Consider the following 13,964-nt stretch of genomic DNA (forward strand, 5'->3'; position numbering starts at 1 on the left):
ATCGGTCCGCATGACGCAACGCCCCCGTCAGGACGAACGCGCTAAAGACGTCTGGTTCGAATACGTCCTGACCGCAGGCCGCTTTTCGGCTTGGCCGATCCGCTGGCAAGGCTGGTTGGCTACGGCTCTCCTGATCGTCGGACCGATCACGGGGATGATGGCCATCGCCAAACTCGCGCCTGGCGTCCCGCCGTTCGTCCTGGTTTTGGGCGCCATGACCGTCTGCTTCGGCACGGTGTTTCCGCTGGCCTACTTCAAGGGCCGCCCCGCGAAGTCACGAGGTTAACCGAGAACTGTGGCCAGGGCGTTGACCACGCGCTCGACGTCGCCGTTGGTCATCGCCGGATAGAGCGGCAGCGTCAGGCAGCGCGCGTACCAGGCGTCCGCGCCGGGCAGATCGGCGACACCATAGCGTTGGGCGTAGTAGGGCTGGCGATGGACCGGAATGTAGTGGACCTGGGTCCCGACGCCCTGGGTCTTGAGGCTCTCGACAACGGTGCGCCGCGAGATTCCCTCGGCCTCGAAATCGATCAGCACGGTCAACAGGTGCAGCGCGGCGTCCGAATGGTCGGGGCTGGTCGCCAGCCGCGCGCGCGGCGCGCGCTCCGCCAGCAGGCGCGCATAAAGCGCCGTCAGGTCGCGACGTCGCGCAACGAACCGGTCCAGTTTCGCAAGCTGCGACAGGCCCAGCGCGCAGAGCACGTCGGGGATGCGGTAGTTGAAGCCCAGCTCCGGCATCTCGTACCACCACGGGTCGCCGCCCGGCTGGCGCACCATGCCATGTGAGCGCAGCAAGCGCGCCTTGGCGGCCAGGGCGGGATCGTTGGTGGTCAGCATGCCGCCCTCACCCGTGGCGAGCGTCTTGACCGGGTGAAACGAGAAGCTGGCGAAGCTGGAATAGGCGCCGTCGCCGACCGGGTGGGCGACACCGTCGAAGGTGGCGATCGAGCCCAGGGCGTGCGGGGCGTCCTCGACGAGCACCGCGCCCGAGGCGCTGGCCATGGCCTTGAGCGCGGGCAGATCGCAGACGTCGCCACGCAGGTGCACCGGCAGCACCGCCTTGACGCGCTTGTCGCGCGCGCCGGCCAGGGCCCGAGCCAGCGTGTCGGGCGTCATCAGGCCACTGTCGGGATCGACGTCGGCGAAGACGACCTCGGCGCCCACATACCGGGCGCAATTGGCGGTGGCCAGAAAGGTGACGGACGGGGCGACGCAGACATCCCCCTCTCCTATGCCCAGCGCCATCATCGCCAGATGCAGGGTCGCCGTACCGTTGGAAACGGCGATCGCGTGATCGGCGCCGACCTTGGCGGCGAAGGCGGTCTCGAAGGCCTCGACCGTCGGACCGGTGGTCAGGAAATCGCCACGCAGGGCCTCCGCCACGGCGGCGATATCGTCCTCCTCGATCGTCTGCCGGCCGTAGGGGAGAAAGCCGCCCGTCACGTGGCCTTCTCCTCCAGCATGGCCAGCAGACCCTCGGGGCTGAGCCAATCGTGGTTGTTGTCGCTGCTGTACGAGAAATCCTCGGCGACCGGCTTGGCGCCGTCGGAGGCGGCGTAGGGCTCACGACCGAACTCGGCGAAGTTGGGCTCGATGGCGTAGCGGTCGTCGAACTCCACGGTCGATCGGGCGTCGTCAGCGCTGATCATGATCTCGTGCAGCTTCTCGCCGGGACGGATACCGATCACCTTCATGGCGGCCGTCGACGACATCGCCTTGACGAGATCCGGCATGGCCATCGAGGGGATCTTCGGCACGAAGATCTCGCCGCCACGCATCATGGTCAGCGACGAGAGCACAAAATCGACGCCCTCGTTCAGCGTGATCCAGAAGCGGGTCATGCGCGGGTCGGTGACCGGCAGCTCCGTCGCGCCCTGGCTCAGCAGACGGCGATAGAGGGGCACCACGCTACCGCGCGAGCCGACGACATTGCCGTAACGCACGACGCAGAAGCGCGTGCCGATGTCGCCCGACAGGTTGTTGGCCGCCACGAAGGTCTTGTCCGAGGCCAGCTTCGTCGCGCCATAGAGGTTAGTCGGATTGCAGGCCTTGTCGGTGGACAGGGCCACAACCTGCTTTACCGCATTGGCCAGGCTGGCCCAGACCACGTTCTCGGCGCCCAGCACGTTGGTGTGGATGCACTCCGAGGGATTGTACTCGGCCGCCGGCACCTGTTTCAGCGCCGCGGCGTGGATGACGATATCGACCCCGCGCAGGGCCAGGGTCAGGCGCTCGCGATCGCGCACGTCGCCGAGGAAGAAGCGCATCTTGGCGACGGTCGCCTCGTCGAACTGCTCGCGCAGCTCGATCTGCATGTCGCTCTGCTTCAATTCGTCGCGGGAATAGACAATGACCTTCCGGGGGTCATAGCGGCGGAGCACGGTCTCGATGAAGCGCCGCCCGAAAGAGCCGGTGCCGCCGGTGACCAGGATCACCTTGCCGTCCAGATCGAGGGATTTGGGAGAAAAGCGACCCAAGTTCAGCCTCCTGCGACGCTGCCGACGCTCAACCCGGTTCGGAGGCGCGGCCACGATTCGTGGTTAACGCCCCTTGATGCGCCACCACACGTAAAGAGGACGTCAACCACGTCGCGCTACAAGGCGATATGCGCCGAGATCGCCTTCTGTCCCTCGCCCTGCTGGCCGTGCTTTCCACGGCTCCCCTGCTCGCGCCCACGCCGGCCCTCGCCGGCAAGGGCAAGGACGACAAGAAAGAGCAGGTCACCTATTTCGCGCTGGCGCCGATCAACGCCGTCATCCTGCGACGCGATGGTCGTCGTGGCGTGATGACGGTCGAGACGGGCCTGGAGATCAAGGACGCCAAGCTGATGGAACGCGCCCAGGCCTCGACGCCCCGCTTGCGCGCAGCCTTCGCCCAGACCTTGATGGTCTACGCCGCCGGCCTGCGCGGCGGCGCGCCGCCGGACATCGATCATATGGGCCGCGAGTTGCAGAAGACCGCCGACCAGGTGCTGGGCAAGCCGGGCTCGAAGGTTCTGCTGACCTCGGCGATGGTCAACTAGATCTTGGCCTTGCGGCGCGCGCGAAAGAAGCCGCGCAACAGATCCGCGCTCTCGTCGGCCAGGACGCCGCCGGTCACCTCGGGCCGCCAATGGCAGGTCGGTTGGGCGAAGAATTTCGGACCATGCACCACGGCGCCGCCCTTCGGGTCGTCGGCCCCGAACACCACCCGCCCGATCCGCGCATGGCTGATCGCCCCGGCGCACATGGCGCAGGGCTCCAGGGTCACCACCAGCGTCAGGTCCGTCAGGCGGTAGTTGCCGAGCTTGGCGGCCGCCGCGCGCATGGCGGCGATCTCGGCGTGGGCGGTGGGGTCATGGGCCGCGATCGGGCCGTTGCCGGCGGTCGCGATCACCTCGCCCGTGCGGGGATCCAGGATCACCGCTCCGACCGGCGTTTCGCCGGCCTCGGCTGCCGCGCGCGCGGCGTCGAGCGCCAGGCGCATCATGCGGTGGTCTTGATCCTCGCTCTCATCAGTGCGCATTAGAAACCGAAAGCCCATCGAGAGATGCGCCCAGCCCAAGAAGGACGCGCCATGACCAAACCCCACGATCCCCTGTACGAGCCTCACCTCGACGGTCAAGACGGAGATCTCGACGGCGGCCCCGGCGAGCGGGTCGCCAAGGCCCTGGCGCGGGCCGGCGTCGCCTCGCGGCGCGAGGTCGAGCGCTTGATCGAAGCGGGCCGTGTGGCGATCAACGGCAAGGTGCTGACGACGCCGGCGGTCAAGGTCGCGCCTGGCGATTTCCTCACCGTCGACGGCCAGTTGGTGGCCGAGCGCGAGCCGACGCGGATCTTCCGCTACCACAAGCCCACCGGCCTGATGACCACCCACCATGATCCGAAGGGTCGGCCGACGGTTTTCGGCGCGCTGCCCAAGGACCTGCCACGCCTGATCTCGGTCGGTCGCCTGGACTTGAACTCCGAGGGTCTGCTGCTGCTGACCAATGACGGCGAACTGTCGCGCGCGCTTGAGACGCCCAGCAACGCCTGGGTCCGCCGCTATCGTGCCCGGGCTTTCGGCGACACGACCCAGGCCAAGCTCGACAAGCTGAAGGACGGCGTCACCATCGAGGGCGTCACCTATGGGGCGATCGAGGCCAAGCTCGACAAGGCCCATGAAAAGGCCGGGGGCGGCAAGAACGTGTGGATCACGGTGAGCCTGTCGGAAGGCAAGAACCGCGAAGTCCGCAAGGTGCTCGAGTCGATCGGCCTGAAGGTCAATCGTCTGATCCGCCTGTCCTACGGCCCCTTCGCCCTGGGGACTCTGGCCGCCGGTCAGATCGAGGAGGTCGGCCCGCGCGTCATTCGCGAGCTGCTCGAAGGCGTTGTCTCGCCCGAGAACATGCCGACCGGCGACCGGCCCAAGTTCGCGGGGATCGCCAACCCCACCAAGGCCCCGGGCACCGAAGGCGGGGGCGAACTGCAACGCCGGGGCGCGCCGCGCGCCGATCGGGCGGTGATCCTGGACACGCCGGAGAAGCCCGAGAAGCCGGTCTACAAGCCCGGTTGGGCCAAGCCGAAGAAGAAGGCCTCGCCCCACGGTCCGCCCAAGGGCGCCGGCAAGGGTCCGGCGAAGGGTCCTGCCAAGGTCAAGCGTCCGGCCAAGTCGATCGAGAGCAAGTTCATCGACATCGGCAAGCCCGCTGTACGCGGGAAGCCGGCCGCGCCCCGTCCGGGCGCAAAGCCGGCCGACGGCGCGGCGCGGCGTCTCTCGGAACGCCCCGGCAAGCCGACGACGCGCTCAGGCCCTCCGCGCGGCCCCAAACGCTGATCAGGCGGTGGCTGGAGCGGACAGGCCAGTCCAGCGTCGCAGGGCGGGCCAGCGCATCCAGAGTTCTGAGATCCCGATGAAACCAGCCAGCATCACCACGGCGCTGGCGACCAATCCCGGCTGAAACTCCCGCGCGGCGTCAGGCTGCAAGGTGATCGGACGCAGCAGCAATACGATCGCGGCGTTATTGGCCGCGTGGACGCCGATGCCCAGCTCGATGCCGCCCAGGCGTAGCGCCATCCAGGTCAGCCCCGCCCCCATGGCGGCGCGGAACAGAAAGGCGTCGAGATTGGGATCCAGGTGAATGGCCGCGAAGAGCAGGCCGTTGAGCGCCATCAGCGCGATCGGGTTGCGGATATAGGCCGCGCTCTGCTTCAGCAGCCAGCCGCGAAGCACCAGTTCCTCGGCGGCCGAGGCCAGGATCAGCAGGACGATGGCGATGATGGCGTAGACCGACCGTCCGACCAGATTGGGCGAGACCTTCAGCACGGCCGGCTCGAAGACGTGGCCAGAGACCACGGCGACGAGACCGATCACCACCGCCATCACCACGCCGACCAGCACCAGTCCGCCCAGCACCAACCGCCAGCGCAGCGGCTGTCCGTCATTGATGTAGTCGCCGAAGGGCCGGCGCTGGATGGCGGCGGCGGCCATGACGAACCCGATGGCCGCGCCCAGGTTCATGCCCGCCAGGCAGGCCAGGATGAAGAGCGACTGCGGCCCCGTAGGCTCGGCGAGATCGGGCTTGGAGAAGACCTGGAACAGGTCGGTGGCCGCAGCCGCGCCATCCAGACCGCCGACGACAAGCATGAAGGCCAGGATCGCCGCCAATGCGCCGAGCAGGCCCGTCACGGCGCCGGCGAGGATCCCGACCGGGATGACGAGCGCGGTCCGCCGCAGGTCGCGGTCGTGGGGCGACAGGTCGGCCAGGAAGCGCGAACGCCTCACGGTCTCCATCAGTCCGCCCATTCGCATCGCCTGTCCATCCTGCTCACGGGGACTAAGACGGGGCGACCGCGATCTTGTAAAGCGCGCGCTTGCCGCGCGACGCGGACGGCGGCACACATCCGGTTACGACTTGTAAGAGGGCCAGCATGCGCGATCAGGATTCAGGCGCGGGACACAAGCGCCGCGTGATCGCCCGTTCGGTTCGGGAAGAGGCCGCCTGATGCGCATCGTTTCCGGCCAGTTTCGCGGCAAGGCCATCGCCGCCCCGCCCGGCGACGCGACGCGGCCGACATCGGATCGTGCGAGACAGGCGGTGTTCAACATCCTGGAGCACGCCGCCTGGGCCCCCGAGCTGCACGGCGCGCGGGTCATCGATGTGTTCGCCGGCTCCGGCGCCCTGGGCCTGGAGGCTCTGTCGCGCGGGGCGTCCTTCTGCCTGTTCGTCGAGACCGACGATGCGGCGCGCGGCGCCATCCGCGAGAACATCGACGCCATGCACCTGTTCGGCGTCACCCGCGTCCATCGGCGCGACGCCACCGATCTTGGCCCGCGCCCGGCCAGCGCCGGCGCGCCCTTCGACATCGTCTTCCTCGACCCGCCCTACGCCAAGGGTCTGGGCGAGAAGGCCGTGGCGGAGCTGCGCACGCACGGCTGGCTGGCCCCCGGCGCGATCCTGATGTTCGAGCGGGGGCGCGGCGAGGTCGATCCGGCGCTGGACGGCTTCGAGCAGATCGACGCGCGCGACTATGGCGCCGCGCGCATCCTGTTCTTCAAGCTGACGGGCTAAGGGCTCGTCATTCCGGAAGCCTCTGAGAGGCTGTCCGGGACCCAGAGGCCAGAAAGATCACCAGGCCTTGGCGCCGACCCGGTTATCGAGTTGGGCGCGAAGGTTGGCCAGGCCCAGCCGGGTGATCCGGTAGGGCCCGCCGTCCTGACTGGCGATCAGCCGCTTCCGCTTCAGGGACTGGAAGACGGCGACCGTGCAGTCGGTCAGCGCCCAGCCGTCGCGGGTGAGGCAGTCGGCCGAGATGATCCGGCCATTGTCATCACGTTCGAGTTCAATGCGGCCGCCTTGGGCCAGCGCGTGCAGCGTGCGTTGCTGCGGCTTTGAGATGTTCAAGGGATTGTCCGAGAGATCGAGGCGTACGATCGCGCTTCCACCAAGCGGGAAACGCGGGCGGAGCGGGCCTGACGACTTTCGAACCGAGGTTCGGAGCCTGTTAGGCCCGGGCCTCGCGCACAATCTCGGACATGAACCACACAAGAGAGGTTGACGACGCAACCATGCGCCAAGCCGCGCCAAGGCTCAAGCACGCCAGGGCGCCGGCCCTCGGCAGACGTCGTTTGCGAGGCGATGCGGCGAAAACTTGCGCTCGCTCCAAGGGAGCGGCGAGCTCAGAAAGATGGCGGAAATAAAGCACTGATCATAAGCAAATCGCGATCATCCAAGTAATGACGCCGGGCAATCGATTGTAGAAAGATGAAAATCTCGTAATGCTATCGGATATGTAATCTACATGTCAGGCTTGTAACTTGAGATGAATGTTCGGGGCGTTCAGACCTGTCGCCACTGAGGGGAACCAGTGATGACCAAGACCATGCTTCTGGCCAGCGCGGCCGCCATTCTGCTGGCCAGCGCCGCCCAGGCCGCCGACCTGACGCCCGAGCAAGTCGCCGCCCAGGCCGAAGCCGCACAGCGGGGCGTGCTGATCTTTCAGCCCGACTTCTTCGCCGCCCAGCGCCCCAACACCGCGCTGGAGATGGTGCAGCGGGTGCCCGGCTTCTCGGTGCAGGACGGCAGCGGCGCCCGGGGTTTCGAGGGAGCGGTCGGCAATATTCTGATCAACGGCGCTCGCCCGGCCTCCAAGAACGACACGGGCAGCAACGTGTTGTCGCGCACCCAGGCCAACCGGGTCGAGCGGATCGAGTTGATCCGTGGCGGCGCGCCGGGCGTCGACATGCAGGGCTATTCGGTGGTCGTGAATGTGATCCTGAAGAAGGGCGCCAACCGCCAGTCGATCGTGAGCTGGAACACCAGCCAGTTCGACGGCGGCCGTGACCTCTACGGCGGCAGCTACCAGTTCACGGCCACCGACGGCGACAAGAGCTGGGGCGTGACGCTGAGCGACGGCATCGGCAGCAGCGACTCCAATGGTCCGGGGACGAACATTCGCCGCGATAGTACCGGCAAGATCATCCGCGACGAGAAGTACCTGAACGACAGCTGGGGCGGCGGACGCAGCATCCGGGGCAACTATTCGGCGCCCCTGGCCGGCGGCAAGATCGAAGCGACGGCCCGCTTTGGCGTTAACGACTGGAATCAGTGGCAGACCCTGACTTCGGCGATCGCCGAGCGTCGCAGCAACTATGTCGATGACGAGCAGTCGGGGGAGCTGGGCCTGACCTACACCCGCCCGCTGGCGCCCAATTGGGCCCTAGAGACGCGGGCCATCCACAGCTTCGAAAACTTCGAAAGCGCCTCGACCAGCGACGAAACGCTGAACGGGGTCAAGGCGGCGCAGCAGCGCTTCACCGCCGAGGGCGACAGCGGCGAGTCGATCTTCCGCGCCCAGCTCCGCCACGATTGGAGCAAGGCCATCACCGTCGAGACCGGCGGCGAGGTGGCCTACAACATGCTGGATGTGAAACAGGCCTATTCGGTCGGGGGCGCCGCCGTGCCGCTGCCCAGCGCCTCGGTCAAGGTCGAGGAACTGCGCGGCGAGGCCTTCTCCAAGGCCACCTGGCGGGTCAATCCGCGCCTGACGCTTGAGGGCGGCCTGCGCCTGGAGACCTCGACGATCAAGCAGTCGGGCGATGCGCAGAACGAGAAGAGCTTCTTCTACGCCAAGCCCCGGTTCCTGGCGACCTGGACGCCTGTGGCCAACAACCAGCTACGCTTCCGCTTCGAACGGCAGTTGGGCCAGCTGGACTTCGACGACTTCGCCGCCTCGTCGGACCTTGAAGACGGCAATGTCTATGGCGGCAATGTCGAGCTGAAACCCGAGCAGCGCTGGATCACCGAGATCGGCTATGAGCGTCGCTTCTGGGGCGAGGGCATCTTCGCGATCACCTACCGCCATGACGAGATCATCGGCGTGATCGACCGCCTGCCCCTGCCAGGCAACCTGTCGGCCGTCGGCAATATCGGCGACGCCACTCTGGACCGGCTCAGCCTGAACATCGTGGTCCCGACCGACAAGCTGGGGATCACGGGCGGCCGCTTCACCTTCAAGAACGACTGGAACGAGACCCACGTGAAGGACCCCACGACCGGCAAGGATCGTCCGATCTCCGGCGTGCGCCCGACCCAGGCCAATATCGGCTTCCAGCAGGACCTGCTGAAGTACAAGACCCAGTGGGGGATCAACTGGCTGCCGCTGCTGGGCCAGGGCACGTACGACGTCGACCAGACCAGCGTCTGGCGCGGGGCGCAGTACTATGAGGCCTTCGCCGAGTACAAGCCGACCCCGACCCTGGCGATCCGTGCGCAGCTGAACCTGTGGGATGACTTCAGTATCCGTCGCACGGTCTTCGCCAACCGCGGCCCTAACCGCGCGATCGCCTTTGTCGAGGACCGCGCGATCAATCCGCGCACCTTCTGGCAGCTGCGGATCCGCCAGACGTTCTAGCGTGTGGGGAAACCCGCCAGAAAACCGCTGACCTCGGCGACGAACCAGTCGCGGGCGTCGCGGTGGATGTAATGGCCGCCCTTCGGGGCGGCCACCAGACGCGCGGCGGGCCAACGCTGAACCAGCTTGGCCTGCTGCTCGAGCCATAGCCCATCGAAGCCGCCCTGCCCGGTATTGGCGCGTGTCAGGATCAGGGTCGGCGTCGCACCGCCAGGCGTCTCAGCCTCTTGCCGCTCAATACGGTCCAGCGCTTCGACCTCGCGGCGCCCGCCCGGCGGAAACGCGTATTTGAGCAGCGGCGGGAACGCGCACCCGCGCATACGCTTAGCCTTACAGGCCGCAGTGAAGCCGGTCGGCCGGGTTTCCTCCAGCACGAGGCCCGTGACCTCTCCCGGATTGCGGGCCGCGAAGTGGGCGGCGAACACGCCGCCCAGCGAATGCCCCAGAAGCACGGGCTTTCGCACCTTCAACGCCGCCAGCAGCCCCTTCAGCTCAGCCTCCGCCCGCTCGGCGTCGTGCACACGCGGATCATCGGCGCTGCCGCCATAGCCCGCCCGGTCATAGGCGATGACGCGCCAGCCCTGGGCCAGCCGGGGGCCGACCGTCTCGAACGTCTCGGCCCCGTCGCCAAGACCGCTGACCATCACCAGGGTCCGCTCGCCACCGCCCCATTCGCGATAAGCGACCTTGCGCCCGTCGACCGTCACCTCGCCGGCCTGCGCCAACGAGGCCGTCAGCACCAGGACGGCGAAAACGCCGCTGATCGTCAGCCCTCGCATGGGATCGCCTAGCGCTTCAGGCGCTGGATCAACCCTGCGGTCGAAGGGTCATGCTGGCCCGAAGCGCCGCTCTCCAGCTCCGGCAGGATGCGGTTCGCCATCACCTTGCCCAGCTCGACGCCCCACTGGTCGAAGCTGTTGATCCCCCAGATCACGCCCTCGACGAAGGTCTTGTGCTCATAGAGGGCGATCAGGGCGCCGAAGGTCTGGGGCGTCAGGCGGTCGAGGAGCACCAGGGTCGAGGGCCGGTTGCCGGCGAAGGTTCGCTGCGGGGCCAGGGTGGCGATTTCGGCGTCAGAGACGCCCTTGGCCGTGAGCTCGGCCACGACATCGTCCGTGGTCCGCCCGACCATGAAGGCCTCGGCCTGGGCCAAGAGGTTCGAGAGCAGCTTCTCGTGCATGCCGGCCGGGCCTTCGTCCGACTTGGCGACGCCGATCAGCTCCATCGGCGTGATGTCGGTCCCCTGGTGCATGCACTGGAAATAGGCGTGCTGAACATTGGTGCCTTCGTCGCCGAACACCACCGTGGCCGTGCCGCGCTTGGCCGGCTGCCCGTCGGGGCCGACCGACTTGCCGTTGCTCTCCATCTCCAGCTGCTGGAGGAAGGCGGCCAGGCGGCGCAGGCGGTGCGAGTACGGCACGACCGAGCGGGCCCGGCGGTCCAGGCCGTTGCGATTGAAGATCTGGGCCAGGGCCACCAGCACCGGCGCATTCTGCTCCAGCGGGGCGGTGCGGAAGTGCTCATCCATGGCCGCGCCGCCGTCCAGGAAACCCTGGAACGCGTCCCAGCCCGCGGCGACGGCCACCGAAAGGCTGACCGACGACCACAGCGAATAACGGCCGCCGACCCAGTCCCAGAACCCGAACACGCGATCGTCCGGCACGCCGAAGGCGGCGGTCTTGTCCAGCGCGGTCGAGATGGCGGCCAGATGCTGATTGGCCCCCTGCTCGCCCAGGGCCGCCACCAGCCAGGCCCGCGCCGCGCCGGCGTTGGCCATGGTCTCCTGGGTCGTGAAGGTCTTGGAGACCACCATGACCAGGGTCTCTTCCGGATCCATGTCGGCGGTGGTCAGGGCGAACTCGGCGCCGTCGACATTGGCGACGAAGCGCAGGTCGATCGACGGCTTCACCGGTCGCAGGGCGTCCCACAGCAGGCGTGGGCCCAGGTCGCTGCCGCCGATGCCGATGTGCAGGATCGCCTTGAACGGCTTGCCCGTCGCGCCCTTGATCGCTCCCGAACGCACGGCCTGCGCGAAAGCCTTCATCCGCTGGCGGACGGCATCGACCTCGGCCATGACCGGCTGGCCCAGGGCCTTGACGTCCGCTCCCGCCGGAGCACGCAGGGCCGTGTGCAGCACAGCCCGGCCTTCGGACGAATTGATCGCCTCGCCGCCGAACATGCGGGCGCGCGCGCCCTCGACATCGGCCGCGTGGGCCAGATCGAGCGCGGCCTCAAGGCCCGCCTCATCCCAGGCCTGCTTGGAAAGATCCAGGTGCAGATCCGCCACGTCCAAGGTCAGAGCTTCAAGGCGTCCCGGCTCGGTGTCGAAGAACTCGACGATGCGCTTGTCGCCCGCAGCCTTGGCGGCGGCTTCCAGGCGGGTCCAGGCGGCGTCGAGATCAGCCATGTCGTCCTCACAGGTTTGGTAAATCGCTGTTTACGGACCCGGGCTTATCAAACAGGCGCCGCCGCGTCATGGCAGACCAATGACGTTTTTTGCGGGAGCTCCCGATGTCCTGTGACGCCGTCGCCTTTTCCGCCATGCTCTGGATGGCGTCGTTCAATCCGGGGCAGACGACCGGCCCCGCCCTCGCCGTCGCCCAAGCGCCCGCCGCGCCGGCGTCGGTCGCCGGCGAGCCGCTGTTCATCGACATCGTCAAGCGGGCGCGCCAACTCAAGGCGCAGACCGAGGCCTATCGCGCCCATCTGGCCAAGACCGACCAAGCCGCCGCCGCCTCGCCGCTGAAGGGCTTCGACGCCTTCGCCGGACGGATCGGTGACCTCGCAGCGCTCGACATGAAGGGCCACGTGACGCTGAAGGAGCGCGGCGCAGTCGACGACCTCAAGTGCATCCTGCGCGGCATCAGCCAGGACCTGCCCGAGAAGCTCACCGCCGTCCGCGCCGCCACCACGATCAAGGCGCAGGATCTGGCCCTGCGCGACATGGTCTATCTGCTGAACGACAATGTTGAGGTCATCACCGCACCGCCACAGCCGGCGGCCTAAGGGGCCTTAAGCGTCCTTGTACTTCACCGAGCATCCATAGGGCGTGACGAACGGCGTGGCGACCTTGCGGCCCGCCTTCAGATCGCCCAGCGCCGCGGCCACCAGGTTCTTGGAGCCCTGGATGTCCTCGACCTTGTTGGTCGGTTTGTCGTCGATCGCGCCCTCGTAGACCACCGCGCCGGTCTTATCGATGACGAACATGTGCGGCGTCGTCTTGGCCTTGTAGAGGGTGGCGACCTTGTTGTCGGCGTCGAGCAGGAGGGCCGTGGGCTTGGCGCCCCTAGCGTTCATCCAGGCCTTGGCGGCGGCGCCGTCGGCGAAATGGCCCTGCTTTCCGGGCGCGGACGAGGCGATCGTCAGCCAGACCACGCCGTCGGCGCGCGCGGCCTGCTGCAGGCCCTGCATGTTTCCGGAATAGTGCTTGCGAACATAGGGGCAGCCCTCATTTGTCCACTCGAGCACCACGGTCTTGCCCCGGAACTCCGAGAGCGACCGGGTCTTTCCGTCGGCGTCAATCGCCGTGAAGTCGGGCGCGGGGCGGGCATGGGCGACGGCGGGAACGAAGGCGGCCAACGGCAGGGCGGCGGCGACGAGGCGGCGCGTGATCGACATGTCGAGTCTCCAGCAGGAAAAACGGCGCTTAAGCTCTCACAAACCCGCGATCTGCGGAAGATTCGCAGTCGCAATCTTGTGGAGGGTCGAAACTTCGCCATACAGACTTGATCCACAGGCCCTGGCCGCCCAGAAGACCATCTCCAGCCTCCATGTCCCAAGCGCCGATGTCCCGTTCGAGAACCGCCCCCGCCTTGATCGGCGTCGCCCTGCTGTTGAGCGCCTGCGCGACGCAGACCAGCACGACCGTCTTCGTGCCCGTGGTCACGCCGACGCCGCCCAGTTCGCTGACGCCGCAACCGATCATGCTGTTCAACCAGACCAAGGACGGCCGCAAGCTGTTCACGCTGGACGCTGAGTTCCCCTACTGCGACGTCGAGACCGGCAAGGTGATCGTGGTGCCGCGCTGGTACGTCACCGACTTCGCCAGCGTGCCTTGGTATGGCCAAGCCTTCATCGACCCCCAGGGCCCGACGGCGCGCGCGGCCATCATTCACGACTGGCTCTACACCATCGGTGAGCCGGGCAAGCGCGAGGAAGCCGACCAGATCTTCCTGCGGGCCATGCTGAAGTATGGCGTTCAACCGTTCCAGGCCAATGTCGCGTTCAAGGCGGTGCGTCTGGGCGGCGAGAAGGGCTATGGCTTGCCGACCGACTGGCGCTTCATCGATCCCAAGCGTCAGGACTTCACCCAGCCGGCGCCCTTCGCCAAGCCGCGTGCGGGCATGGTGCGCTACCTGCCCAGGTGCCAGGGCTTCAACGCCCTGATCCAGACCGGTTGGCGCGCCTATCCGATCAAGACCGCGCCGGTGAACGTGCCGCCGCCGGTAGTGGTGACCAAGACCCCGCTGGACCAGGTCAAGGAAAAGCTCCCGTTCGGCGGCGACAAGAAGAGATAGGGGCTAGAGCCCTTCAGCTTTAGATGGAATCATCTAAAGCGTTTGAAAGGGCTCTAAGTGTTTGATTTTAGAGCCT

15 protein-coding genes are annotated in these 13,964 nt (G+C 67.3%); 7 read left to right on the forward strand and 8 right to left on the reverse strand.

The window, feature by feature from the left end; genetic code table 11:
* The first annotated feature begins 10 nt into the window (after nucleotides 1–10).
* Nucleotides 11–286, forward strand: a complete 276-nt coding sequence (locus CVUC_RS07065) for a hypothetical protein (RefSeq protein ID WP_010918124.1) — start codon at nucleotides 11–13, stop codon at nucleotides 284–286.
* Here the strand turns inward: CVUC_RS07065 and pseC are convergent.
* Complete coding sequence (gene pseC / locus CVUC_RS07070; RefSeq protein WP_164468042.1) at nucleotides 283–1,443, reverse strand: UDP-4-amino-4,6-dideoxy-N-acetyl-beta-L-altrosamine transaminase; 1,161 nt, start codon at nucleotides 1,441–1,443, stop codon at nucleotides 283–285. The two genes, CVUC_RS07065 and pseC, sit on opposite strands and share 4 nt — an antisense overlap.
* Nucleotides 1,440–2,477 carry a UDP-N-acetylglucosamine 4,6-dehydratase (inverting) gene (gene pseB / locus CVUC_RS07075; RefSeq protein WP_012639918.1) on the reverse strand — a complete coding sequence of 346 codons (1,038 nt, stop codon included), beginning with the start codon at nucleotides 2,475–2,477 and terminating at the stop codon, nucleotides 1,440–1,442. Before pseB ends, pseC begins: the two co-directional genes overlap by 4 nt.
* 128 nt (nucleotides 2,478–2,605) lie before the next feature.
* Between pseB and CVUC_RS07080 the strand changes: the two genes are divergently transcribed.
* Nucleotides 2,606–3,022: a hypothetical protein gene (locus CVUC_RS07080; protein WP_096032239.1), complete on the forward strand. Its 417-nt coding sequence runs from the start codon at nucleotides 2,606–2,608 to the stop codon at nucleotides 3,020–3,022.
* Here CVUC_RS07080 and tadA read toward each other — a convergent pair.
* Nucleotides 3,019–3,504, reverse strand: a complete 486-nt coding sequence (tadA, locus tag CVUC_RS07085; protein WP_096032238.1) for a tRNA adenosine(34) deaminase TadA — start codon at nucleotides 3,502–3,504, stop codon at nucleotides 3,019–3,021. The genes CVUC_RS07080 and tadA overlap by 4 nt on opposite strands.
* Nucleotides 3,505–3,555: 51 nt before the next feature.
* Here tadA and CVUC_RS07090 point away from each other — a divergent pair, with 51 nt between their 5' ends.
* Nucleotides 3,556–4,794: a pseudouridine synthase gene (locus CVUC_RS07090; protein ID WP_164468041.1), complete on the forward strand. Its 1,239-nt coding sequence runs from the start codon at nucleotides 3,556–3,558 to the stop codon at nucleotides 4,792–4,794.
* On the opposite strand, the gene CVUC_RS07095 is transcribed toward CVUC_RS07090, so the two are convergent.
* Complete coding sequence (locus CVUC_RS07095; RefSeq protein ID WP_096032236.1) at nucleotides 4,795–5,769, reverse strand: CPBP family intramembrane glutamic endopeptidase; 975 nt, start codon at nucleotides 5,767–5,769, stop codon at nucleotides 4,795–4,797.
* A 193-nt stretch (nucleotides 5,770–5,962) separates the two neighbouring features.
* On the opposite strand from CVUC_RS07095, the gene rsmD reads away from it, so the two are divergent.
* A complete protein-coding gene (gene rsmD, locus CVUC_RS07100; RefSeq protein WP_096032235.1) occupies nucleotides 5,963–6,529 on the forward strand; it encodes a 16S rRNA (guanine(966)-N(2))-methyltransferase RsmD in 567 nt (188 codons plus the stop codon).
* Between the two features lie 57 nt (nucleotides 6,530–6,586).
* On the opposite strand, the gene CVUC_RS07105 is transcribed toward rsmD, so the two are convergent.
* Nucleotides 6,587–6,862 (reverse strand): YjhX family toxin, encoded by a 276-nt coding sequence (locus CVUC_RS07105; protein ID WP_012639915.1) that lies wholly within the window; start codon nucleotides 6,860–6,862, stop codon nucleotides 6,587–6,589.
* 463 nt (nucleotides 6,863–7,325) lie between these two features.
* On the opposite strand from CVUC_RS07105, the gene CVUC_RS07115 reads away from it, so the two are divergent.
* Nucleotides 7,326–9,371, forward strand: a complete 2,046-nt coding sequence (locus CVUC_RS07115; protein ID WP_096032233.1) for a TonB-dependent receptor plug domain-containing protein — start codon at nucleotides 7,326–7,328, stop codon at nucleotides 9,369–9,371.
* Here CVUC_RS07115 and CVUC_RS07120 read toward each other — a convergent pair.
* Complete coding sequence (locus CVUC_RS07120) at nucleotides 9,368–10,150, reverse strand: alpha/beta fold hydrolase (protein WP_010918112.1); 783 nt, start codon at nucleotides 10,148–10,150, stop codon at nucleotides 9,368–9,370. The two genes, CVUC_RS07115 and CVUC_RS07120, sit on opposite strands and share 4 nt — an antisense overlap.
* An 8-nt stretch (nucleotides 10,151–10,158) precedes the next feature.
* On the reverse strand, nucleotides 10,159–11,778 hold the full coding sequence (gene pgi, locus CVUC_RS07125; RefSeq protein WP_096032232.1) for a glucose-6-phosphate isomerase: 1,620 nt from the start codon (nucleotides 11,776–11,778) through the stop codon (nucleotides 10,159–10,161).
* A 104-nt stretch (nucleotides 11,779–11,882) separates the two neighbouring features.
* Between pgi and CVUC_RS07130 the strand changes: the two genes are divergently transcribed.
* Nucleotides 11,883–12,377, forward strand: a complete 495-nt coding sequence (locus tag CVUC_RS07130) for a hypothetical protein (RefSeq protein WP_096032231.1) — start codon at nucleotides 11,883–11,885, stop codon at nucleotides 12,375–12,377.
* Between the two features lie 6 nt (nucleotides 12,378–12,383).
* Here the strand turns inward: CVUC_RS07130 and CVUC_RS07135 are convergent, their stop codons facing one another.
* A complete protein-coding gene (locus CVUC_RS07135; protein WP_010918109.1) occupies nucleotides 12,384–12,989 on the reverse strand; it encodes a thioredoxin family protein in 606 nt (201 codons plus the stop codon).
* Nucleotides 12,990–13,141: 152 nt separating this feature from the next.
* On the opposite strand from CVUC_RS07135, the gene CVUC_RS07140 reads away from it, so the two are divergent.
* The gene (locus CVUC_RS07140) at nucleotides 13,142–13,888 is read left to right on the forward strand and encodes a DUF1353 domain-containing protein (protein WP_101685802.1); all 747 of its coding nucleotides are present in this window, start codon (nucleotides 13,142–13,144) and stop codon (nucleotides 13,886–13,888) included.
* Nucleotides 13,889–13,964 lie beyond the last annotated feature (76 nt).

This window comes from Caulobacter vibrioides (assembly GCF_002858865.1).
Classification (GTDB): Bacteria; Pseudomonadota; Alphaproteobacteria; order Caulobacterales; family Caulobacteraceae; genus Caulobacter; species Caulobacter vibrioides.